Annotated in this window: 20 protein-coding genes and 1 pseudogene; 14 read left to right on the top strand and 7 right to left on the bottom strand. The window is 64.8% G+C overall.

Annotated elements, in window-relative coordinates; genetic code table 11:
• Nucleotides 1-56: 56 nt before the first annotated feature.
• Complete coding sequence (locus tag A4F85_RS30450) at nt 57-383, top strand: hypothetical protein (protein WP_156516983.1); 327 nt, start codon at nt 57-59, stop codon at nt 381-383.
• Between the two features lie 105 nt (nt 384-488).
• Nucleotides 489-608: pseudogene (locus tag A4F85_RS31400) on the top strand (RHS domain-containing protein); the annotation flags it as partial.
• Between the two features lie 119 nt (nt 609-727).
• Here A4F85_RS31400 and A4F85_RS07250 read toward each other — a convergent pair.
• Both A4F85_RS07250 and A4F85_RS07245 read right to left on the bottom strand, forming a co-directional pair.
• Entirely contained in the window at nt 728-1,198 is a 471-nt protein-coding gene (locus A4F85_RS07250; RefSeq protein ID WP_046987974.1) for a macro domain-containing protein, read from the bottom strand.
• 68 nt (nt 1,199-1,266) lie between these two features.
• Entirely contained in the window at nt 1,267-1,581 is a 315-nt protein-coding gene (locus A4F85_RS07245) for a DUF4148 domain-containing protein (RefSeq protein WP_063326171.1), read from the bottom strand.
• Nucleotides 1,582-1,901: 320 nt separating this feature from the next.
• On the opposite strand from A4F85_RS07245, the gene A4F85_RS07240 reads away from it, so the two are divergent.
• The 4 genes from A4F85_RS07240 (at nt 1,902) to A4F85_RS07225 (ending at nt 5,230) form a co-directional block, all read left to right on the top strand.
• Nucleotides 1,902-2,639, top strand: coding sequence for an AzlC family ABC transporter permease (locus tag A4F85_RS07240; RefSeq protein WP_063326170.1), 738 nt, complete (start codon nt 1,902-1,904; stop codon nt 2,637-2,639).
• A gap of 3 nt (nt 2,640-2,642) precedes the next feature.
• Complete coding sequence (locus A4F85_RS07235) at nt 2,643-2,939, top strand: AzlD family protein (RefSeq protein ID WP_063326169.1); 297 nt, start codon at nt 2,643-2,645, stop codon at nt 2,937-2,939.
• A gap of 63 nt (nt 2,940-3,002) precedes the next feature.
• Nucleotides 3,003-3,347, top strand: a complete 345-nt coding sequence (locus A4F85_RS07230) for a FlxA-like family protein (RefSeq protein ID WP_012205575.1) — start codon at nt 3,003-3,005, stop codon at nt 3,345-3,347.
• 281 nt (nt 3,348-3,628) lie between these two features.
• Nucleotides 3,629-5,230, top strand: coding sequence for a methyl-accepting chemotaxis protein (locus A4F85_RS07225; protein ID WP_063326168.1), 1,602 nt, complete (start codon nt 3,629-3,631; stop codon nt 5,228-5,230).
• A 139-nt stretch (nt 5,231-5,369) separates the two neighbouring features.
• Here A4F85_RS07225 and A4F85_RS07220 read toward each other — a convergent pair whose 3' ends face one another.
• Both A4F85_RS07220 and A4F85_RS07215 read right to left on the bottom strand, forming a co-directional pair.
• Complete coding sequence (locus A4F85_RS07220) at nt 5,370-7,313, bottom strand: AMP-dependent synthetase/ligase (RefSeq protein WP_063326167.1); 1,944 nt, start codon at nt 7,311-7,313, stop codon at nt 5,370-5,372.
• 276 nt (nt 7,314-7,589) lie between these two features.
• Entirely contained in the window at nt 7,590-8,225 is a 636-nt protein-coding gene (locus A4F85_RS07215; protein WP_012205578.1) for a GntR family transcriptional regulator, read from the bottom strand.
• A 114-nt stretch (nt 8,226-8,339) separates the two neighbouring features.
• Between A4F85_RS07215 and scpA the strand changes: the two genes are divergently transcribed.
• The 4 genes from scpA to accC all read left to right on the top strand — a co-directional run bounded on the left by scpA (nt 8,340) and on the right by accC (nt 15,438).
• Complete coding sequence (gene scpA / locus A4F85_RS07210; RefSeq protein ID WP_013802440.1) at nt 8,340-10,517, top strand: methylmalonyl-CoA mutase; 2,178 nt, start codon at nt 8,340-8,342, stop codon at nt 10,515-10,517.
• A 25-nt stretch (nt 10,518-10,542) separates the two neighbouring features.
• Nucleotides 10,543-11,589 carry a methylmalonyl Co-A mutase-associated GTPase MeaB gene (meaB, locus tag A4F85_RS07205; RefSeq protein ID WP_063326166.1) on the top strand — a complete coding sequence of 349 codons (1,047 nt, stop codon included), beginning with the start codon at nt 10,543-10,545 and terminating at the stop codon, nt 11,587-11,589.
• 56 nt (nt 11,590-11,645) lie between these two features.
• The gene (locus A4F85_RS07200) at nt 11,646-13,178 is read left to right on the top strand and encodes an acyl-CoA carboxylase subunit beta (protein WP_012205581.1); all 1,533 of its coding nucleotides are present in this window, start codon (nt 11,646-11,648) and stop codon (nt 13,176-13,178) included.
• Nucleotides 13,179-13,389: 211 nt separating this feature from the next.
• On the top strand, nt 13,390-15,438 hold the full coding sequence (gene accC / locus A4F85_RS07195) for an acetyl-CoA carboxylase biotin carboxylase subunit (protein ID WP_063326165.1): 2,049 nt from the start codon (nt 13,390-13,392) through the stop codon (nt 15,436-15,438).
• Nucleotides 15,439-15,471: 33 nt separating this feature from the next.
• Here the strand turns inward: accC and A4F85_RS07190 are convergent, their stop codons facing one another.
• Both A4F85_RS07190 and A4F85_RS29435 read right to left on the bottom strand, forming a co-directional pair.
• Nucleotides 15,472-15,870 carry a type II toxin-antitoxin system VapC family toxin gene (locus tag A4F85_RS07190; protein ID WP_231890485.1) on the bottom strand — a complete coding sequence of 133 codons (399 nt, stop codon included), beginning with the start codon at nt 15,868-15,870 and terminating at the stop codon, nt 15,472-15,474.
• A gap of 8 nt (nt 15,871-15,878) precedes the next feature.
• Entirely contained in the window at nt 15,879-16,145 is a 267-nt protein-coding gene (locus A4F85_RS29435) for an antitoxin (RefSeq protein ID WP_082848153.1), read from the bottom strand.
• Between the two features lie 240 nt (nt 16,146-16,385).
• Between A4F85_RS29435 and A4F85_RS07180 the strand changes: the two genes are divergently transcribed.
• Nucleotides 16,386-17,357 (top strand): chemotaxis protein, encoded by a 972-nt coding sequence (locus A4F85_RS07180; RefSeq protein ID WP_012205585.1) that lies wholly within the window; start codon nt 16,386-16,388, stop codon nt 17,355-17,357.
• Between the two features lie 36 nt (nt 17,358-17,393).
• Here A4F85_RS07180 and A4F85_RS07175 read toward each other — a convergent pair whose 3' ends face one another.
• Nucleotides 17,394-18,488 (bottom strand): LacI family DNA-binding transcriptional regulator, encoded by a 1,095-nt coding sequence (locus tag A4F85_RS07175; RefSeq protein WP_063326162.1) that lies wholly within the window; start codon nt 18,486-18,488, stop codon nt 17,394-17,396.
• Nucleotides 18,489-18,644: 156 nt separating this feature from the next.
• Here A4F85_RS07175 and A4F85_RS07170 point away from each other — a divergent pair, with 156 nt between their 5' ends.
• Genes A4F85_RS07170 through A4F85_RS07160 form a run of 3 tightly spaced genes read left to right on the top strand, consistent with a single transcriptional unit; the run spans nt 18,645 to nt 21,050 of the window.
• Nucleotides 18,645-19,232 carry a gluconokinase gene (locus A4F85_RS07170; RefSeq protein WP_231890484.1) on the top strand — a complete coding sequence of 196 codons (588 nt, stop codon included), beginning with the start codon at nt 18,645-18,647 and terminating at the stop codon, nt 19,230-19,232.
• Between the two features lie 18 nt (nt 19,233-19,250).
• Complete coding sequence (locus A4F85_RS07165) at nt 19,251-19,757, top strand: TRAP transporter small permease (RefSeq protein ID WP_063326160.1); 507 nt, start codon at nt 19,251-19,253, stop codon at nt 19,755-19,757.
• Between the two features lie 12 nt (nt 19,758-19,769).
• Entirely contained in the window at nt 19,770-21,050 is a 1,281-nt protein-coding gene (locus A4F85_RS07160) for a TRAP transporter large permease (RefSeq protein WP_063326159.1), read from the top strand.
• Nucleotides 21,051-21,077: the final 27 nt, after the last annotated feature.

The following is a 21,077-nucleotide window of genomic DNA, read 5'->3' as shown; positions in this document are numbered from 1 at the left end:
ATGAGTCAAGAGAAAATCTTGGCTCAGACTATATATATACCTAACAGGCCATTTAAATGATTTTCAATATTGACTTTGGTATATTTTTGGCTTCCGGTGAATCATTTGGACAAATTTCGGGAAAAATAGAATCCCATGCCAGCCCAGTTCCCGGTATGTCGTTTACATTTATTTTTCCACTTAGGAAAACTGAGATATCACCATTTTCTCATTGGGATGGATATTTGTGTATTGGGCAAGTTGCAATAATTCCGTTGCCATCGGATGCCGGGGATTTAAGTATTTCTCTTTCGGATCTTGTGATGCCATCCCGAAGTGATGCAGAGCAGGTGGTCTCCTATTTTCAGGAAGGTTTCGGATTATATTTTGATCCAACTGATTGATCTTGCAGTCAAGGATATGATTTCATTCATGAAGATCTGCACAACACACTCATAGGCCAGAGCGATAGCACGGAAATCATCTACCTGCCCACGGCCAGCGGCCCCATGCCCATTGCGGCAGAGATCAACGGCCGCCTGTACGCCATCCACACGGACCACCTGAACACCCCCAGGCGCCTGACCAACCAGCAGGGGCAGGTGGCCTGGCAATGGCTGATCTCGGGGTTTGGAGAAGTGCGTCTCACCACGGGCGACCGTGGCTACGGCCAGACGGTCAGCGGACCCAGCTATGCGCAGGCGGTGAAGGTCGACCTGCGATATCCGGGCTTTGACTGTTACAACAACTATCGTGCCTTGCCAAAAACGACCAGCACAACCGCTGCCCTCGTTTCGACTTGGGCAATGGTGTTCTTCATGATGCGGATGGCAGTATCTTCATTGAAGCCTCCAGATCCGCAACCGATGAGGGGAAATGCTACGGATTTGAAGCCGTGATCGTTGACGAGTTGAAGGGCCGAGTGGATGGACCTCTCAATGGAGAGTTCTGACGCCCTCCAAAGAAGATTGATGCCCGCCACATGGATGATGCCTTTGAAAGGCAGTCTGCCGGCAGATGTCAGGACGGCATCGCCCAGAGGAATGGGGCCGGCCCGCGCAACCTCCAGGAATGGCTGCAGTCCACCCTTGCGCTTGATTGCGCCGGACACGCCTTGGGGGATCAACAGCCACCAGGGAATGATGTTTCTATTCCATGAGTTGACGATGACTTCAACGTCCTGGTCCAGAAGGTCGCCGTTGACTATGCGGATATTCATGTAGTGAGGGGCGATGCTCGCAGGTGCGGAAACTGCACAGTATCTCGCGCCTCGTGTCACCCCAACGCTCACTTGTCTTGAGCCACCGCATGCCCTTTCTCCAGTCTGGTCACGGCCTCCCGGTAGGCGGGGCTGGCGCGCAGCTGCTGGTAACGCTCCAGGCCGCGCTGGTATTCGGTGGAGCGGATATCGATCTCGCGGTCCGAGACATAGGTGAGTCCGGCGCGATGCCACATTTCCAGGTCGGCCAGCACCTGGGCGCGGCTGAGGTCGGTGGGGGCAGCAGTGGAGGAGGGCGCGGCGTCCTGGGCGAGGGCTGTGCCGGCCAGGCCCAGGCTGAGGGCGGTCAGGGTGATGAAGCGGGTGAAGTCGGAAGTGCGCATGGGGAACCTTTCAGGTGAAGCGAAGTGATGAGGGCTTCATGGTCCCGCCGCCGCCCTGGCCGGCACAGCCGTTTGCGACGCACTGCAGCATGGTGGGAGCCAATGGCTGTTGGGTTTCGTGAAATGTCAGGAGGGCAGGCGCGGCCGTCCGAGGAGCGCCGCCAGCCATGGAGATGGGTTGAGCGGCGCTTGTGCAGCGCTTGTGCGGAAGATTATTTCAAGTTACTCGAATAAATCGGCATAAACGTCCGTGAAATGGCTGGTGGAAGCATGAATCAGCAGCAAATTCCAGCGGCGCAGGCCGACAATCGCCGCTCTCCATGTCTTCATCCATTCCACTTTCCCCCGCTGCCGTTTCGGCAGATTCCGTCTCCCGCAGTTCCGAGGCCTTTCGCGGCTTCAGGGATGCGATTCCCGTGATGCTGGGCTTCGTGCCCTTTGCCCTGGTGCTGGGCGCCCAGGCCGTGCAAAAGGGGCTGGCACCGCTGGAAGTTCCTCTCATGACCGGGATGAACTTCGGCGGCGGCTCGGAGTTCACGGCCATACGGCTGTGGACGTCGCCGCCGCATGTTCTGCTGATCGTCGCCATGTCTTTCCTGGTCAATTGCCGGCACATCCTTATGGGTGCGGCGCTGGCGCCCTATCTGCGCCATCTGCCCAGGCGCCGTGCGCTGCCGGCCCTGTTCTTCATGTGCGATGAAAGCTGGGCGCTGGCCCTGGCAGACGCGCAGCGCAGTGCCGCCCGGCGCGTGAGTCTGCCTTACTACATGGGCGTGTCGGCGGGCCTGTACATGGCCTGGGTGTCGTGCACGGCGGCCGGTGCGTTTCTGGGACCGCGCATTGGCGACCTGGAGCAGTACGGCTTCGACATGGCGTTCACCGCCGTGTTTCTGGTGCTGCTGCGCGGCATGTGGAAGGGCGTCAGGCCTTGCCGGCCCTGGCTGGTGAGCCTGGTGACGGCGGCCCTGGTCTACAAGCTGGTGCCTGGCGCCTGGTATGTGGCGGCCGGCGCCGTCTCGGGCCTGGTCTGCGCGGCCTTGCTGGCGCCCAGGAGCTGAGCGATGGAAGCCACAACCTTGCTGACGCTGGTGCTCATGGCGTGCAGCACGTATTTCACGCGGGTGATCGGCTACCTGCTGCTGCGCGGGCGCACGCTGAGCCCGCGAATGCAGTACGTGATGGAAAGCCTGCCGGGCTGCGTGCTGATCTCGGTGATTGCCCCGGCGTTTGTGTCCGAGCGGCCGGCCGATCTGCTGGCCCTGGTGGTGACGATGGTGGCCGCGAGCCGGCTGCCCATTCTGCCGACGGTGCTGGTCGGCATTGCATCGGCGGCAGCGCTGCGGCATATGCTGGGGTGACTACTGGCGGGGCGGGCGTGTTTTTGGCCTTCAGTTCGTGCGCCGGTGGTCGATGTACGGGGCATGCAAGTCTCATCCTCCACATCGGCTTCCGCCTCGGGAGCCGCTTCATCCTCCGGCGGCAATGACATCGTTGCGTTGCAGCGCAAGCTCAAGGAGCTACAGCAGGCGCTCAAGGAAGTGTCTTCCGAGAACATCGACGCCAAGGCCAAGCAGACGAAGGCCAAGCTGCTGCAGTCGCAGATCATGATGGTGCAAAGCCAGATCGAGGCGCTCATGCGCGCCAGGCAGCAAGCCCAGATCGACAAGCAGCGCGAGCAGCAGCAGGCGGCCGAAGCCAAGTCGCCGTCCCAGCCGAAGAGCAACAAGGCGCCCGGACTGGGTGGCGTGGTCGACGTCTACGTCTGAATGGACATGGCTCGTGCTTTCACGGGCCATATTTTTGATGATATCAATGTAACTTACATGAATGTATTGGCCGTGCCTTGGATGGGTTGGCCTGGCAACGGGGTTGAGGGCAGGGGCGAGGCATCCGCACTGTGGCGGGTGTCTTTACACATCTCGCGGAACTTATTGAGTTTTGTCTCTCAAGAAATCGGCCACCGCTACCGATAAGGCAGCTAATGTGACTGCCTGGATGCGATAGCGATGGCCTATACCGACGGCAGCACTGGGCCAGAGGTTCTGCGATGAAAAAACTCAGCGATGTGCGTATAGGTACCCGGCTTACAGCCGTCTTTCTTGTCCTGCTGGTCTGCCTGATGGCCGTAGGGGGCGTCGGCGCAAGGGCGCTGGGCCATGTGTTTTCGGGCACGGAGACCCTGTACCAGGACCGTGTGGTTCCACTCAAGCAGCTCAAGCAGATTGCGGATGCCTATGCCGTCGACGTCATAGACACGGTCAATAAAGCCAATGCGGGCCTGATCACGGCGCAGGAGGCATCGGCCAGCATCTCGGGCACGCTGCCCGCGATCGAGGCCGCCTGGCGCAGCTACTCGTCCACCCAGCTCACAGCGCAGGAGGCCGTGCTGGCCAAGCAGGCCCAGGCACTGTTCGCGCCGGCCAACCAGAGCATCGACAAACTGCTGCAGCGCCTCAAGCAGCTGGACGGCAAGAAGGCCGGCAGCCTGGATGAGTTCGACGGCGCGCTGTATGCCAGCATCGACCCCATCAGCGCCAAGATCGGCGAGCTGGTCGAGCTGCAGCTCAAGACGTCGGAGGATGTCTATGGGGACTCCAGGGAGGTTTTTGCACGGTCGCAGATGCTGATCTACGGCTTTGTGGCGGCTGCCGTCATCCTGGCCGTGGCCCTGGGCTACATGGTCACGCGCTCCATCACGGTGCCCTTGAAGTCGGCCGTGGAAGTGGCCCGGCACATCGAGCAGGGCGACCTGGCTTCGGAAATCCAGGCCACTGGGCGTGACGAGGTCGGCGACCTGCTGCGCTCCATGAGCGCCATGCGCGAGTCGCTGGCAAACATCGTTGGCGATGTGCGGCGCGGCGTGGAGTCGGTGACCACGGCCTCCAGCCAGATCGCTGCCGGCAACCAGGATTTGAGCAGCCGCACCGAGCACCAGGCCTCCAGCCTGCAGGAAACGGCGGCGTCCATGGAGCAGCTGGCCGGCAACGTGGGCCAGAGTTCCGAGAACGCGCGGCAGGCCAGCGCCCTGGCCGTGCGTGCCAAGGAGGTGGCCGGCGTGGGCGGCGGCGCGGTCGCCAGGGTCATCGGCACCATGGACGAAATCTCGGCCAGCAGCGGAAAGATTGCCGAGATCACGGGCGTGATCGACTCCATTGCCTTCCAGACCAATATCCTGGCGCTCAATGCAGCGGTGGAGGCCGCGCGGGCTGGCGAGCAGGGCAGGGGCTTTGCCGTGGTGGCCGGGGAAGTGCGCTCCCTGGCCCAGCGCAGCGCCGCAGCGGCGCGGGAGATCAAGGCACTGATCACGGCATCCACCGACAAGGTGCGAACAGGCGGCAACCAGGTCCGGGAAGCAGGCAAGGCCATGGATGCCATTGAAGCCCAGGTGAGCGAGGTGGCGTCGCTGATCGAGGCCATCTCTGCCTCCAGCGTGGAGCAAAGCGGTGGCCTGGGGCAGATCACCCAGGCCGTCTCCCAGATGGACCAGGTCACGCAACAGAATGCCGCCTTGGTGGAAGAGTCGGCAGCCGCTGCAGCCAGCCTGGAACGGCAGGCGCGGGTGCTGGCACAGGCGGTGGCCACGTTCCAGATCAGCTCGGTGAAGGAGATCGGCATGGCGAGCCCCGGCCTGACACTGGCAGCTGCTTGACGCAGACCCAGGAAGAGCGTGCGCAGTGCGCTCTTCCTCTTTTTGATATGGATTTAATGTAACTTACATGAATTGAATCAATATCAAAAATAGAAAAAGCCGCCGTTTTGAGCGGCGGCTGCTTGCCAGGAACAGGGAGTCAACCCGCGCTGTTGCGGCCTTGCCAGCGCTCGGCAGGCTTGCTGTACATGGCGGCGATCTGCGACTCGAACCGGGTCATGAGGTTGTTGCGCTTGAGCTTGAGGGTGGGCGTCATCAGCCCGTTTTCTATGGTCCAGGGCTCCAGCTCCAGATGCACGGCGCGTGGCACGGCATAGCGGGCAAAGCTGGCCACCTGCTTTTCGATGCGTTCCAGTGCCTCGCGTTCGGCGGCGGAGTGGTTCAGGCTCTTGGGGTCTTCGGGATCCAGGCCCAGGCGCTGGGCCATGGCCTGCCATTCGCCGCGTTCGATGACGGCCACGGCAGCGATGAAAGGGCGGTCTTCGCCCACGACAAAGACCTGGGTGAAGAACGGGTCGCCGGTAATGGCCAGCTCCAGGTCGGCCGGTGGAATCTTTTCGCCGGTGGAGGTGACGATGATTTCCTTGATGCGTCCCTGTATGCGCACGCGCCCGTCCTCGATCACCGCCTGGTCGCCCGTGCGCAGCCAGCCGTCGTCGGTGAAGGTCTTGGCGGTGTCTTCGGGGCGCTCCCAATAGCCGCGCATCACGCAGGGGCCACGCACCTGCAGCTCCCGGTTCTCGCCAATCCGCACCTCCACGCCGGGCAAGGCGCGGCCCACGGTGGCGGGGTGGTCGTCCTCCAGCGTGTTGGCGCAGACCACGGGCGAGGTTTCCGTCATTCCATAGCCCTGGATCAGCGGCAGGCCCAGGCCCAGAAAACAGCGCGCAATCGTCGGCGACAGCGGCGCGCCGCCACTGACGGCCACGCGCACGCGGCCACCGAACTGGGCCAGCAGCGGCTTGGCCACCAGGTGGTTGAGCACCGGCCAGGGCAGCCATTGCATCCAGCCCGGCACGTCGGGCTGGGGCGCTTGCGCATCGGCAATGCCTTGTGTTTCACAAAATCGCTGCCAGCCCCTGGCCTGGGCCAGCTCGAACAGCTGGGCCTTGAGCGGTGCACGGGCCAGGGTCTCCATGACCTTGGCGTGCACGCGCTCGTAGATGCGTGGCACGGACACCAGCACCGTGGGGCGCTGGGTCTTGAGATCCTCGGCCAGCTGGGCCACCGAGCGCGCATAGGCCACGCAGGCGCCCACGGCCAGCGCCAGGTAGTAGCCAGCCGTGCGCTCGAAGGTGTGCGACAGCGGCAGGAAGGAGAGGAAAACATCATCGCTGCGCGGCTGCAGCCGCTGCATCACCGCCTGTACGTTGGAGACCACGTTGCGGTGCGTAAGCATCACGCCCTTGGGCTTGCCCGTGGTGCCCGAGGTGTAGACCACGGCGGCCAGGTCCTCGGCAGAGGGAGGCGGGGGCAAGGGGACTGCGCCGCCTTCAGCCAGCCATTGGGCCAGCGGCTGCACGGGGATCTGGCGCAGGGCCTCCAGTGCGGCGGCATCGCCTTCGGTTTCAGGCTCTGCGGCCCGGGAAGCCGGCTTGGCCGACGCCACGACCACCTTGCGCAGCGCAGGCAGGGCCTGGCCCGTGGCGCAGATCTTGTCCCAAGTGGATTGCTGTGCCACGAACAGCATGGACACCTGGGCGTTGGCCAGGATGTAGGCAATGCTACCCGCGTTGTCTATGGCGTGCAGCGGCACGGGCACATGGCCGCAGCGCAGGCTGGCCAGGTCGATGGACATGGCGTCCAGACCGTTGGGCAGCAGGATGGCGATGCGCGATCCTGCCGGCAGCTCCTGCGCGGCCAGCGCCTGCGCCCAGAGGGCCACGCGCTCGCCGGCCTGTGCCCAGTTCAGCGTCTTCCAGCTGCGCGCATCCTCGTCATAGGCCCGGTAGGCCTCGCCTGCGGGCGTCTGCTGCACGCGCAGGGCCAGCATTTCCACCAGGGTGGAGGCCGTGTCCATGCTGGCGTCGGCTGGCAGGCTCATGGCCAGGGAAGGGGCGCGGGCTGGGTCTTGGATGCTCATGCGAGGAGGGTGCGGGCCGAAGTGTATGTAGCCGCTGATGATAGCCGGGGCTTTCCGCAGGCCCTGGCGTCAGCTTCGGACATGAGAGGGCGCGGCGCACGCGTTTATGCTGCACTGCAGCGTTTTCGTGTGTCCACTCTGAAACCAACCAGGAGCCGCATGTCTGCCTACATCGCCACCGTTGCACACCGGGCCCGATTCCAGACGGGGCGGCCGCCTGCGTGTCATGGCCGCGCCAGAGGGTGCCGGCTGTGCAAGAGCGCCGAGCGGCAGGCTTCAGGACGCCGCAGCCAGGCCGTTCTGGAAATGCTGACGCATGGCCTGGGCCGCTGCAGCGCCATCGCGGCGCAGCAGGGCCTGCATGACGGTCTCGTGCTCGGCCAGCGAATCCTCGATGCGGCCCTGCTTGAACAGCGACTTGTGGCGGTTGAGCTTCATCACCTTGCGCAGATCGGCCACCAGCTGGTTGCGCCAGCGGTTGTCGGCAATCTGCAGCAGCTGCATGTGAAAGCTCTCGTTGAGTTCGAAGAAGCGGTCTGCATCGCGCGTCTGCGCCTTGAGTTCCTCGTGGGTCTGCTGCAGGGCGGCAAGCTCTTCGTCGCTGCCCGATTCGGCCACCACCTGAACGGCATCGGATTCCAGCAGGCTCAGCAGGTGATAGACATCGGCAATGTCCTTGGACGACACCTCGGTCACATAGGCGCCACGGCGCACCTTCATGGTGACCAGGCCCTCGGCGGCCAGCACCTTCAGGGCCTCGCGCAGCGGGGTGCGGCTGATGCCGTATTCCTCGGCAATCTTCAGTTCGTCAATCCAGTCACCGGGCGCCAGCTCGTGCTCGAAGATGCGCAGGCGCAGCTTCTCTGCAACCTGTTCGTAGAGAGCGCGGGGAGTGAGGGTGTTTGTCGACATGTGGCCCGGATTGTATCGGCAAAGATATTTTGAATGAATAATTATGAATGATGTAAACTGCGGCAGCTCTGGGGCATGCCCTCAAGGGCACCTGTCATTCACGAGCCTGAGAACATGAGACAAGACCATCCGACAGCGCAGAACGGCCAGGAATTCGCAACTGCCGACCTGCAGAAATGGGCCCAGGCGGCCGCCAAGGCCGCTCCCGGGGGCGACATCCAGGCACTGCACTGGACCACGCCCGACGGCATCGACGTCAAGCCGCTGTACACGGCGGCAGACACGGCCAACCTGCCCCATACGGATAGCCTGCCAGGCTTCGAGCCCTACATCCGCGGCCCGCAGGCCACCATGTACGCGGGCCGGCCCTGGACCATTCGCCAGTACGCGGGCTTTTCCACGGCCGAGGAGTCCAACGCCTTCTACCGCAAGGCGCTGGCCGCCGGCGGGCAGGGCGTGTCGGTGGCGTTCGACCTGGCCACGCACCGCGGCTACGACAGCGACCATCCGCGTGTGACGGGCGACGTGGGCAAGGCCGGCGTGGCCATCGATTCGGTCGAGGACATGAAGGTGCTGTTCGACCAGATCCCGCTGGACAAGATCAGCGTGTCCATGACCATGAACGGCGCCGTGCTGCCCGTGCTGGCGGGCTACGTGGTGGCGGCCGAGGAGCAGGGCGTGGCCCAGGACCAGCTGTCGGGGACCATACAGAACGACATCCTCAAGGAGTTCATGGTCCGCAACACCTATATCTACCCGCCCCAGCCTTCGATGCGCATCATCGGCGACATCATCGAGTACACGAGCAGGAACATGCCCAAGTTCAACTCGATCTCGATCTCGGGCTACCACATGCAGGAGGCGGGCGCCAACCAGGCGCTGGAACTGGCCTTCACGCTGGCCGACGGCAAGGAGTACGTCAAGACCGCCACGGCCAAGGGCATGGATGTGGACGATTTCGCGGGCCGGCTGTCCTTCTTCTGGGCCATCGGCATGAATTTCTACCTGGAAATCGCCAAGATGCGCGCGGCCCGCCTGCTGTGGTGCCGCATCATGAAGGGCTTCGGCGCCAAGAAGGCCAAGAGCCTGATGCTGCGCACGCACTGCCAGACCTCCGGCTGGTCGCTGACCGAGCAGGACCCCTACAACAACGTGGTGCGCACCACCATCGAGGCCATGGCCGCCGTCTTCGGCGGCACGCAGAGCCTGCACACCAACAGCTTTGACGAAGCCATCGCGCTGCCCACCGAGTTCTCGGCCCGCATTGCGCGCAACACGCAGCTGATCATTCAGGAAGAGACCCACATCACCAATGTGATCGACCCCTGGGCCGGCAGCTACATGATGGAGAAGCTGACCCAGGACATGGCCGACGCCGCCTGGAAGATCATCGAGGAGGTCGAGGCCATGGGCGGCATGACCGCCGCCGTGGATTCGGGCTGGGCCAAGCTCAAGATCGAGGCCGCCGCCGCCGAGAAACAGGCGCGCATCGACTCGGGCAAGGATGTCATCGTTGGCGTCAACAAGTACAAGCTGGCCAAGGAAGATCCCATCGACATCCTCGAGGTGGACAACGTCAAGGTGCGCGACAGCCAGATCGCACGCCTGAACCAGATCAAGGCCAGCCGCGATGCGGCCAAGGTCGAGGCCGCCCTGCAGGCGTTGACCCAGGCCGCCGAAAGCGGCGAGGGCAACCTGCTGGACCTGGCCATCCAGGCCGTGCGCCTGCGCGCCACGGTGGGCGAGGTCTCGGATGCTCTGGAGAAGGTTTTCGGGCGCCACCGCGCCGATACGCAGAAGGTGACCGGCGTGTATGCAGCAGCCTACGACTCGGCCGAGGGCTGGGAAAAGCTCAAGGGCGAGATCGACGCATCGTCCGAGCAGCTGGGCCGACGCCCGCGCGTGATGATCGCCAAGCTCGGCCAGGATGGCCATGACCGCGGCGCCAAGGTGGTGGCCACGGCCTTTGCCGACCTGGGCTTCGACGTGGACATGGGCCCGCTGTTCCAGACGCCCGAGGAATGCGCGCGCCAGGCCATCGAGAACGACGTGCACGCCGTGGGCGTGTCCACGCTGGCGGCCGGCCACAAGACCCTGGTGCCGGCCATCATCGAGGAACTGCGCCGCCAGGGCGCGGACGACATCATCGTCTTCGTGGGCGGCGTGATTCCCGCGCAGGACTACGACTTCCTCTACAACGCCGGCGTCAAGGGCGTCTACGGCCCGGGCACACCCATACCGGCCAGCGCCAAGGATGTGCTCGAACAGATCCGCCAGGCCAACAGCCTCTGAGCCCGCCGCAGTGACTCCCGAGCAAATGCAAGACGGCATCCTGAACGGCAACCCCGCCGTTCAGCGCCGGGCCATGGCCAAGGCCATCACCCTGCTGGAATCCACGCGCGCCGACCACCGTGCGGCGGCCGATGTGCTGCTCACGGCCCTGCTGCCGCATACGGGCGGGTCTTTCCGCCTGGGCATCAGCGGCGTGCCGGGCGTGGGCAAAAGCACCTTCATCGAAACGCTGGGCCTGTTCCTCATCGCACGCGGCCTGCGGGTGGCGGTGCTGGCCATCGACCCCTCATCCACCGTGTCGGGCGGCTCCATCCTCGGCGACAAGACGCGCATGGAGCAGTTGTCCGTCAACCTGGATGCCTACATCCGCCCCAGCCCCAGCAGCGGCACCCTGGGCGGCGTGGCCGAGAAAACCCGCGAGGCCATGCTGGTCTGCGAGGCGGCTGGCTACGATGTGGTCATCGTCGAGACCGTGGGCGTGGGCCAGAGCGAGATCGCCGTGCAGGGCATGTGCGACATGTTCTGCCTGCTGCAACTGCCCAATGCGGGCGATGACCTGCAGGCCATCAAGAAGGGCGTGATGGAGCTGGCCGACCTGGTCGTCATCAACAAGGCCGACATCGATCCCCATGCCGCCACGCGCGCGCAGGCCCAGATCACCTCCAGCCTGCGCCTGCTGGGCATGCACGGCAACCCCGAGCACGCCCACCACGACGAGCGCCTGTGGCAGCCCCAGGTCATCACCATCAGCGCGCTCAAGCAAGAGGGCGTTGACGGCTTCTGGAGCGCGGTGGAGGAATTTCGCCGCCTGCAGCAGGCCAACGGGCGCCTGGCGCTGCGCCGCGAACGCCAGGCCCTGTCCTGGATGTGGGAGCGCATCGACTCCGGCCTCAAGCAGGCCTTCCGGCAGCATTCGCAGGTGCGAGCGCTGCTGCCCCAACTGCAGGCCGACGTGGCAGCAGGGCGGATCGCGGCCAGCACCGCCGCAAGAAATCTGCTGCAGGCGCAGGCCGGGCCGGCAACGGCGCCGGCTCCAGCGCCAGCGGCAGCACCCGCCGCAGCGCCGCAGTGACCGCAGACAAGACAACACCAGCAACCCGTATCGTTAGACGTTAGAGGAATCGCAGCATGCAAGACATCCTGGATCAACTGGAGACAAAGCGCGAACAGGCCCGCCTGGGTGGCGGCCAAAAGCGCATAGACGCACAGCACAAGAAGGGCAAGCTCACGGCGCGAGAGCGCATCGAGCTGCTGCTGGACGACGGCACCTTCGAGGAATGGGACATGTTCGTCGAGCACCGCTGCACCGACTTCGGCATGGAAAACAGCAAGATCCCCGGCGACGGCGTGGTCACCGGCTACGGCATGATCAACGGCCGCCTGGTCTTCGTCTTCAGCCAGGACTTCACCGTCTTCGGCGGCGCGCTGTCCGAGACCCATGCCGAGAAGATCTGCAAGATCATGGACCAGGCCATGAAGGTCGGCGCCCCCGTGATCGGCCTCAACGACTCGGGCGGCGCCCGTATCCAGGAAGGCGTGGCCTCCCTGGGCGGCTATGCCGACGTGTTCCAGAAGAACGTGCTGGCCAGCGGCGTGGTGCCGCAGATCTCCATGATCATGGGCCCCTGCGCGGGCGGCGCCGTGTATTCGCCGGCCATGACGGACTTCATCTTCATGGTCAAGGACAGCAGCTACATGTTCGTCACCGGCCCCGAAGTCGTGAAGACCGTGACGCACGAGGAGGTCACGGCCGAGGAGCTGGGCGGCGCCATCACCCACACCACGCGCAGCGGCGTGGCCGACATGGCCTTCGACAACGACGTGGAGGCGCTGATGATGCTGCGCCGCCTCTACAACTACCTGCCGCTGAACAACCGCGAGAAGGCGCCCGTGCGCTACACCTCGGACCCCGTGGACCGCGCCGACAAGTCGCTGGACACCCTGGTGCCCGACAACGCCAACAAGCCCTACGACATGAAGGAGCTGATCCTCAAGACCGTGGACGACGGCGACTTCTTCGAGCTGCAGCCCGACTACGCCAGGAACATCATCACCGGCTTTGCGCGCATGGACGGCCAGACCGTGGGCATCGTCGCCAACCAGCCCCTGGTGCTGGCCGGCTGCCTGGACATCAAGAGCTCCATCAAGGCCGCGCGCTTCGTGCGTTTCTGCGATGCCTTCAACATCCCCGTGGTCACCTTCGTGGACGTGCCCGGCTTCATGCCCGGCACCAGCCAGGAGTACGGCGGCATCATCAAGCACGGCGCCAAGCTGCTGTACGCCTATGCCGAGGCCACGGTGCCGAAAATCACCGTCATCACGCGCAAGGCCTACGGCGGCGCCTATGACGTGATGGCCTCCAAGCACCTGCGCGGTGACGTCAACCTGGCCTGGCCCCATGCCGAGATCGCCGTGATGGGCGCCAAGGGCGCCGTGGAGATCATCTTCCGCGAGGACAAGAACGACCCTGCCAAGCTGGCCGCGCGCGAGGCCGAGTACAAGGCCCGTTTCGCCAACCCCTTCGTGGCAGGAGCGCGCGGCTTCATCGACGACGTGATCCAGCCGCACGAGACGCGCAAGCGCATCTGCCGCTCGCTGCAGATGCTCAAGAACAAGCAGCTGGAAAATCCGTGGCGCAAGCATGGAAACATCCCCTTGTGAAGCACCCCCTGAGCGGCTACGCCGCTTCCCCCTCTCTAACTCGCTTCGCGAGGGAGGGAGACGACACCCTCGGTGCGGGGCGGCCCTTCCTCGGTGTCCCTCGCTTTGGTCGCGCCGGTTACTGACAGTGCTGGCGAAGCGCAAAACAGGGACAGCGAAGCTGACGACAGCTCCGGTTCCCATGATTTAGTTCCAAGAATGGGCTAAGAAGATGTTCAAGAAGATCCTGATTGCCAACCGCGGCGAGATTGCCTGCCGCGTCATCGCCACCGCCCGCAAGATGGGCATACAGACCGTGGCCGTGTACTCCGATGCGGACCGCGAGGCACGCCACGTCAAGCTGGCCGACGAGGCCGTGCACATCGGCGCCGCGCCCAGCCGCGAGTCCTACCTGCAGGCCGACCGCATCATTGCCGCGTGCAAGCAGACCGGTGCCCAGGCCGTGCACCCGGGCTACGGCTTCCTGTCCGAGAACGAGGCCTTCGCCCGGCGCGTGGAGGAAGAGGGCATCACCTTCATCGGCCCCAAGCACGCGGCCATTGCGGCCATGGGCGACAAGATCGCCTCCAAGAAGCTGGCCGACAAGGCCGGCGTGAGCACCATCCCCGGCTACAACGACCCCATTGCCGGCCCCGAGGCCGCCGTGGAAATCGCCAAGGGCATCGGCTACCCCGTGATGATCAAGGCCAGCGCCGGCGGCGGCGGCAAGGGCCTGCGCGTGGCCTACAACGACAAGGAAGCCTTCGAGGGCTTTGCCAGCTGCCAGAACGAGGCACGCAACAGCTTTGGCGACGACCGCATCTTCATCGAGAAGTTCGTGCAGGAGCCGCGCCACATCGAGATCCAGGTGCTGGGCGACGGCCACGGCAACGTGATCTACCTGAACGAGCGCGAATGCTCCATCCAGCGCCGGCACCAGAAGGTGATCGAAGAGGCGCCGTCCCCCTTCATCAGCGACGCCACGCGCCGCGCCATGGGCGAGCAGGCCGTGGCCCTGGCCAAGGCCGTGGGCTACCAGAGCGCGGGCACGGTGGAATTCGTGGTCGGCAAGGACCAGGATTTCTACTTCCTGGAAATGAACACCCGCCTGCAGGTGGAGCATCCGGTGACCGAGTGCATCACCGGCCTGGACCTGGTCGAGCAGATGATCCGCGTGGCCGCTGGCGAGAAGCTGGCCATCGCGCAGGAAGACGTCAAGCGCAATGGCTGGGCCATCGAGTGCCGCATCAACGCCGAGGACCCGTTCCGCAACTTCCTGCCCTCCACGGGCCGCCTGGTGCGCTTTGCGCCGCCCGAGCAGACCATGTGGCAGGCCGACACCGGCCACCTGCACGGCGTGCGCGTGGATACGGGCGTCTATGAGGGCGGCGAAATTCCGATGTTCTACGACTCGATGATCGCCAAGCTCATCGTGCACGGCAGCGACCGCAACGACGCCATCGCCAAGATGCGCGAGGCGCTCAATGCCTTCGTGATCCGGGGCATCAGCTCCAACATCCCGTTCCAGGCCGCGCTGCTGGCCCATCCCAAGTTCAAGAGCGGCGACTTCAACACCGGCTTCATCGCCGAGCACTACTCCCACGGCTTCCACGCCGAGGACGTGCCCCACGGCGACCCGGACTTCCTGGTCGCCCTGGCCGGCCACATGAACCGCCGCTACCGCGCGCGCGCCGCCACCATCAGCGGCCAGATGCGGGGGCACGAGCTCAAGGTCTCGGCCGACTACTGCGTGGTCGTGCTGGGCGCCGAAGGCCAGCACCAGTACCGCGCCGTGCAGGTCTCGGACTTCGACGCCGAAAGCCGCGCCAGCACGGTCACGGTGGATGGCAAGCCCTACACCTTCCGCAGCGAAACCCCCATGCGTGCCATGTGCGTGCAGGGCAGCTGCAACGGCAAGCCCTTCACGGCCCAGGTCGAGCGCGGCACGGCCCGAAACCCGCTGGCCCTGCGCGTCATCCACAACGGCACGCAGATCGACGCCCTGGTGCTCTCGCCGCGCGGCGGCGAACTGCACCGCCTCATGCCCTACAAGGCGCCGCCGGACCTGTCCAGGTTCCTGCTGTCGCCCATGCCGGGCCTGCTGGTGGATGTGGCCGTGCAGCCGGGCCAGAAGGTGCAGGCCGGCGAGAAGCTGGCGGTGATCGAGGCCATGAAGATGGAGAACATCCTGTTCGCCTCGCAGGACGGCGTGGTCGGCAAGATCAGCGCCAGCAAGGGCGATTCGCTGGCCGTGGACGATGTGATCCTGGAATTCGAGTGATTCCTGCGCGTGACCTCTTTCCCGGCGCCGGGATCAATGCCCCTGGCGCAGCCAGTTTTCGATCCTGAGCCCGGGAATGCGTTCGAAATGCCGCACATTGTCTGTGACCAGGATCGCGTCCAGGGCCAGCGCATGTGCGGCGATCATTTCGTCGAAGTCTCCAATCGGCGAGCCCTGGGCACGCAGATAAGCACGCAGCTGACCATGCTGGTTGGCCGCCCTGGCGTCCCAGGGCAGGATGGCGGTGATGTGCAGGAACGCTTCCACGATCCGTGCCAGCCGTACCGCCTCGGGCCGCCGGGCAATTCCATAGCGCAGCTCGGAACAGGTCACTGCACTTACGCACCACTGCCCTGGTGCGAGGGTTTGCAAGCGCGCATCAAACAAGGGATTGCCCCGGATGGCTTCGCTGGCGGCATTGGTGTCCAGCATGTACAGCATCATTCCTCCCAACCTTGGAAGGGATCGCGTTGCTCGCTGCCCTGTTGGCGCACGGGGATGGCCGACTCGGCCGCATGCCCCAGCTGGTGGCGCAGCCGCATGAATTCACTCCAGTCCGCGCGAGGAATGGTCGAAAGAATGACGTCTCCGGTGTTTTCATCGCGGCGGATATACACCTCGGCTCGATCTTCGAAGCGAAACTCGGCAGGCAGCTTTACGGCTTGAACGCCATCAGTGGCGAAAAGTTGGGCGGTAACGGATGGCATGGCGCGCTCCTCATGGTGCTGGCGGAAAGATCCATCTTCCTATATTGACCGGATATGGACCTGTCTGTTCAGATCCGGCCTTGAACCCGACGGCGCTGTCGCACGGCCTGACCATACCTTGACCCAGCGCTGCTGCGTTGTTGGCGCCACAGGCAAGCTGCGTTGCGCAATAAATTTTTGCTAAATCCGAGGCGCTCGCTTTAGAATTTGTAAAAAGATGTGTCACTCTCCAGGACCGGCATGAACCTCAATTCCAAGGCAGCTCAAAGAGAGATCGACGAGCGCACCAACCTCACCAGCAACAACAAGTTCGAGCTGCTGTTGTTCCGGCTGGGCAGCGACTCCGGCCTGGGCCAGTCCGAGCTGTTCGGGATCAATGTGTTCAAGGTCCGCGAAATCGTGGCCATGCCGCACATCACGCCCATCGCGGGGGGCACGGCCCATTCGCTGGGTGTGGCAAACCTGCGCGGGCAGGTGATCCCGGTGCTGAATCTTCCCGCCATCATGGGCTGCAAGCCCCAGACCGGCCTGAACATCATGCTGGTCACCGAATATGCGCGCACCACCCAGGCATTCGCGGTGGAGTCCGTCGAGGACATCGTGCGCCTGGATTGGAAGCAGGTGCTGTCGGCCGAGGCCAGCGGCACCGGCGGCAAGCTGGTCACCAGCATCGCCCGCCTGGATGGCGACACCGACAACTCGCGCCTCGCCCAGGTGCTGGATGTGGAGGCCATCCTGCAATTGGTGTCTCCCACCGACGCCCAGGAAATCACGCCGGAAAAAGTGGGCGCCAGGCTCAAGCTCAAGCCCGGCGCCATCGTGCTGGCCGCCGACGATTCCTTCGTGGCGCGCTCGCTGATCGAGAAGGAGCTCAAGGTCCTGCAGGCACCGTATGAAATGCTCAAGTCCGGCAAGGAGGCCTGGGACCGCCTCAACGCCATCGCCGACAGCGCCCAGGCAGAGGGCCTGACGGTGGCCGACAAGGTCGCCCTGGTGCTGACCGACCTGGAGATGCCCGAGATGGACGGCTTCACGCTCACCCGCCACATCAAGCAGGACGCGCGCTTCCATTCCATTCCAGTGCTCATCCATTCCTCGCTGTCCGGATCGGCCAACGAAGACCATGTGCGCAGCGTTGGCGCGGACGGCTACGTGGCCAAGTTCGCGGCAGAGGATCTGGCCGAGACCCTGCGCCGCCTGCTGCCGGGCTGATGGCTACGGAGGAGGGCGCCCAAAGCCCTCTTCGCTTCAACTGCTCTGCCGCACCACCAGTTCGTAGCCCAGATCCACGCTGGGCGGCTCCACGGCCTCGCCACGCATCAGCTGCAGCAGCATGCGTGCACCTTCGGTGCCGATATGGCCGCGCGGCGTGCGGATGGTGGTCAGCGGCGGCACCATCTGGTCGCTGCCGGGCAGGTCGTTGAAGCCTGCGATGGCGATCTGCTCGGGCACGCGTATCCCCCGGCGCAGAGCCTCCAGCAGCGCACCCTGGGCGATGTCGTCGTTGCAGAAGAACAGGGCATCGACGGCAGGGTCCAGGCGCAGGGCCGCGTCCAGCAGCTCGGCGCCCAGCGCCATCGACGTGGGGCGGGGCCAGAGCAGTTCCAGGGCGGGGTCATGCAGGCCTGCCGCCTGCAGGGCATGGCGGTAGCCCGCGGCGCGCTGCATCACGCGGGCATCGAGCTGGCCTGCGCAAAAGGCAATGCGCCTGTGTCCGCGCTCCATCAAGTGCCGCGTGATGGCAGCTCCGGCCTCGGCCTGCGAAAAGCCCACGCTGGGCGCACCAGGCTCGCCGCCCAGTTCCATCAGGTGCACGCAGGGGACCTTGCTGGCCTGTACCAGTTCACGCGCAGCGGGGCTGCGGTCAAAACCCGTGAGCAGCAGGCCGGCCGGGCGCATGGGCAGATAGGTGCGCAGCAGCTGCTCTTCTTCGGCCCGGTCGTAGTGGGTCACGCCGATCAGCGCGTGGTAGCCCGCGCAGAACAGCACCTTGTGAACCGCCTCGATCAGGTCCACGAACAGGGTGTTGGACAGCATGGGCACCAGCACCAGCACCTGGGCGCTTTTCTGCGAGGCCAGGGCGCGAGCGGCGGGGTCGGGCACGTAGCCCATCTGTGCGGCGGCCGTGCGGATTTTCTCGACCAGGGCCGGGTCCACGCGGCGCTCGCCGCGCAGGGCGCGCGAGACCGTCATGGGGCTGACGCCAGCGGCCTGTGCCACATCGCTGAGCGTGATGCGCCCGCTGGCCCGCGAGGAGCGGACGCGGCCCGTGGCGGGCAGGGCCGGGCCGGAAACATCGGCGGAGGGCGATTCTGGGGAGGCAGGCGGAATCTGACGGGCCAAGGGAATGTCCTAGGTCGGGGGCGGGAGGGTTGAAGATTATGATAGCGCTATCCCAATCATTCGAAGGCCCTTGCTCCTGCGTGTAAACCCGGACGAAGGCCTCTGAAGCACAACGAAATCCAAGGCAGACCCTGGTCTGCCAATTTTTGCAAGAACATGGATAGCGCTATCCCAACAACCACCGAGGCCGCCCCCGCAGACACCCGCCCACGGGCGCTGGTCGTCATGGGCGTTTCCGGCTGCGGCAAGTCCAGCGTGGGGCAGGCCCTGGCCGATGCCTTGGGCTGGGCCCTGCACGAGGGCGATGCCCACCATGCCGAGGAAAGCATCCGCAAGATGCAGGCCGGCATCCCCCTGACCGATGACGACCGCAGCGGCTGGCTGGACCGGCTGGCCCAGCTGCTGGCCCAGGCCATGCCGGGGCAGGGCGTGGTGCTGACCTGCTCGGCCCTCAAGCGCAAGTACCGCGACCGGCTGCGTGCCGCCGGCCCGGCCGGTGCCGTGGGCTTCGTGTTCCTGGACCTGAACTACGACACGGCGCTGCAGCGCGTGCAGGAGCGCGCCGGCCACTTCTTCTCGCCCGAGCTGGTGGCCAACCAGTTCGCCACGCTGGAACGCCCTGATGGCGAATGCGCCGTGCTGTCCGTGGACGCCACGCTGCCGCTGACCGACATCGTGCACCGCGCCCAAAGCTGGCAGGTGCTGCCCGCGGCGCAGGCCGACACCTTCTCCCAAAACCCATAACGCCAGGAGACAAGCCCCATGCAATCCGATTCCCCCGCAGTCCGGCCCAAGCCGCGCCTGCAGCACTTTGCCGAGGTGCTGATGGTGCTGGCCCTGGCCGGCATGGTCATTGCCGTGTTCGTCAACGTGGTGCTGCGCTATGTGTTCCACACCAGCATCGTTTCCTATGAGGAAATCTCGCGCCTGCTCTTCGTCTGGCTGGTGGCCATTGGCGCCATCGTGGCCGCTTTCGAGGGCAGCCACCTGGGCTTCGACCTCGTGACATCCCGCGTGGGGCCTGGCGCGCGCAAGGCGCTGTTCTGGGTGTCGCAGGCACTCGTCCTGGTCTGCATGGGCCTGCTGCTGTGGGGCTCCTGGGCCCAGGTGGAGGCCGGGCTGAACAGCTACAGCACAGTACTGGGCTACCCGCTGGCCCTGGGCGCCGCGGCCACCCTGGTGCTGGCCGTGGGCCTGCTGGTGGTGACGTTGCGCGACCTGCGCCGTGGCGCGCCGGCAGAAAACCATGCCGAAACGACGGTCGAGTAAGGAGTACGCACCATGGTTGTGACCCTGATCTTTCTGGCCGTGCTGATTGGCGGCATGGTGATCGGCATGCCCATCGCCCAGGCGCTGGTGTTGACCGGCGTGGCGCTGATGTGGCACCTGGACTTCTTCGACTCGCAGCTGCTTGCGCAGAACCTGCAGGCCGGCTTCGACAACTTCCCACTGCTGGCCGTGCCCTTCTTCATCCTGGCCGGCGAGCTGATGAATGCAGGCGGCCTGTCGCGCCGCATCATCGACCTGGCACGTGCCTATGTGGGCCATATCCGTGGCGGCCTGGGCTATGTGGCCATTGGCGCGGCGGTGCTGCTGGCGTCCATGAGCGGCTCGGCCATTGCCGATACCGCCGCCCTGGCCACCATCCTGCTGCCCATGATGCGCGACCAGAAGTATCCCGACAGCTACAGCGCGGGCCTGCTGGCCTCGGGCGGCATCATTGCGCCCATCATTCCGCCGTCCATGCCCTTCGTGATCTACGGCGTGACGACCAACACCTCGATCAGCAAGCTGTTCCTGTCGGGCGTGGTGCCGGGCCTGATCATGGGCGTGTTCCTGATCTTTGCCTGGTGGTCCATCGCCCGCAAATACGACCTGTCGCGCGGCGAGCGCATGGCCTGGGGCCCGCGTCTGAAGGCACTGGCCAAGAGCTTCTGGGCCATGATGATGCCGGTCATCATCCTGGGCGGCCTCAAGGGCGGCGTGTTCACGCCCACCGAGGCGGCCGTGGTCGCAGCCGTCTACGCGCTGTTCGTGTCCATGGTGATCTACCGCGAGATGACCTGGGCCCGGCTCTACGCCGTGTTCCTGGCCGCCGCCAAGACCACGGCCGTGGTCATGTTCCTGTGCGGCGCCGCCACTGTGACGGCCTACATGATCACCCTGGCGGACCTGCCCAACATGCTGGCCGACAGCTTCTCGGGCCTGCTGGGCAGTCCCGTGCTGTTCATGGCCACGATGATGCTGTTCCTGCTCGTGGTGGGCACGGCCATGGACCTGACGCCAACCATCCTGATCTTCGGCCCCGTGTGCGCGCCGCTGGCCGTCAAGGCCGGCATCGATCCCATCTACTTCGGCTTCATGTTCATCTATGTGGGCTGCATCGGCCTGATCACGCCGCCCGTGGGAACGGTGCAGAACGTGGTCGCCGGCGTGGGCCGGCTGCGCATGGAGACCGTGATCAAGGGCACGAACCCGTTCCTGATGGTCTATGTGCTGCTTGCCGTGCTTTTCGTGATTTTTCCGCAAATCATCCTGGCCCCTCTGCGCTGGATGCATTGATCCCTCACTACAACCCAAGGAGATGAA

The sequence above is a fragment of the Delftia sp. GW456-R20 genome, from assembly GCF_001622915.1.
GTDB classification, from domain to species: domain Bacteria; phylum Pseudomonadota; class Gammaproteobacteria; order Burkholderiales; family Burkholderiaceae_C; genus Comamonas; species Comamonas acidovorans.
This window is presented reverse-complemented; position numbering and strand designations above follow the sequence as displayed.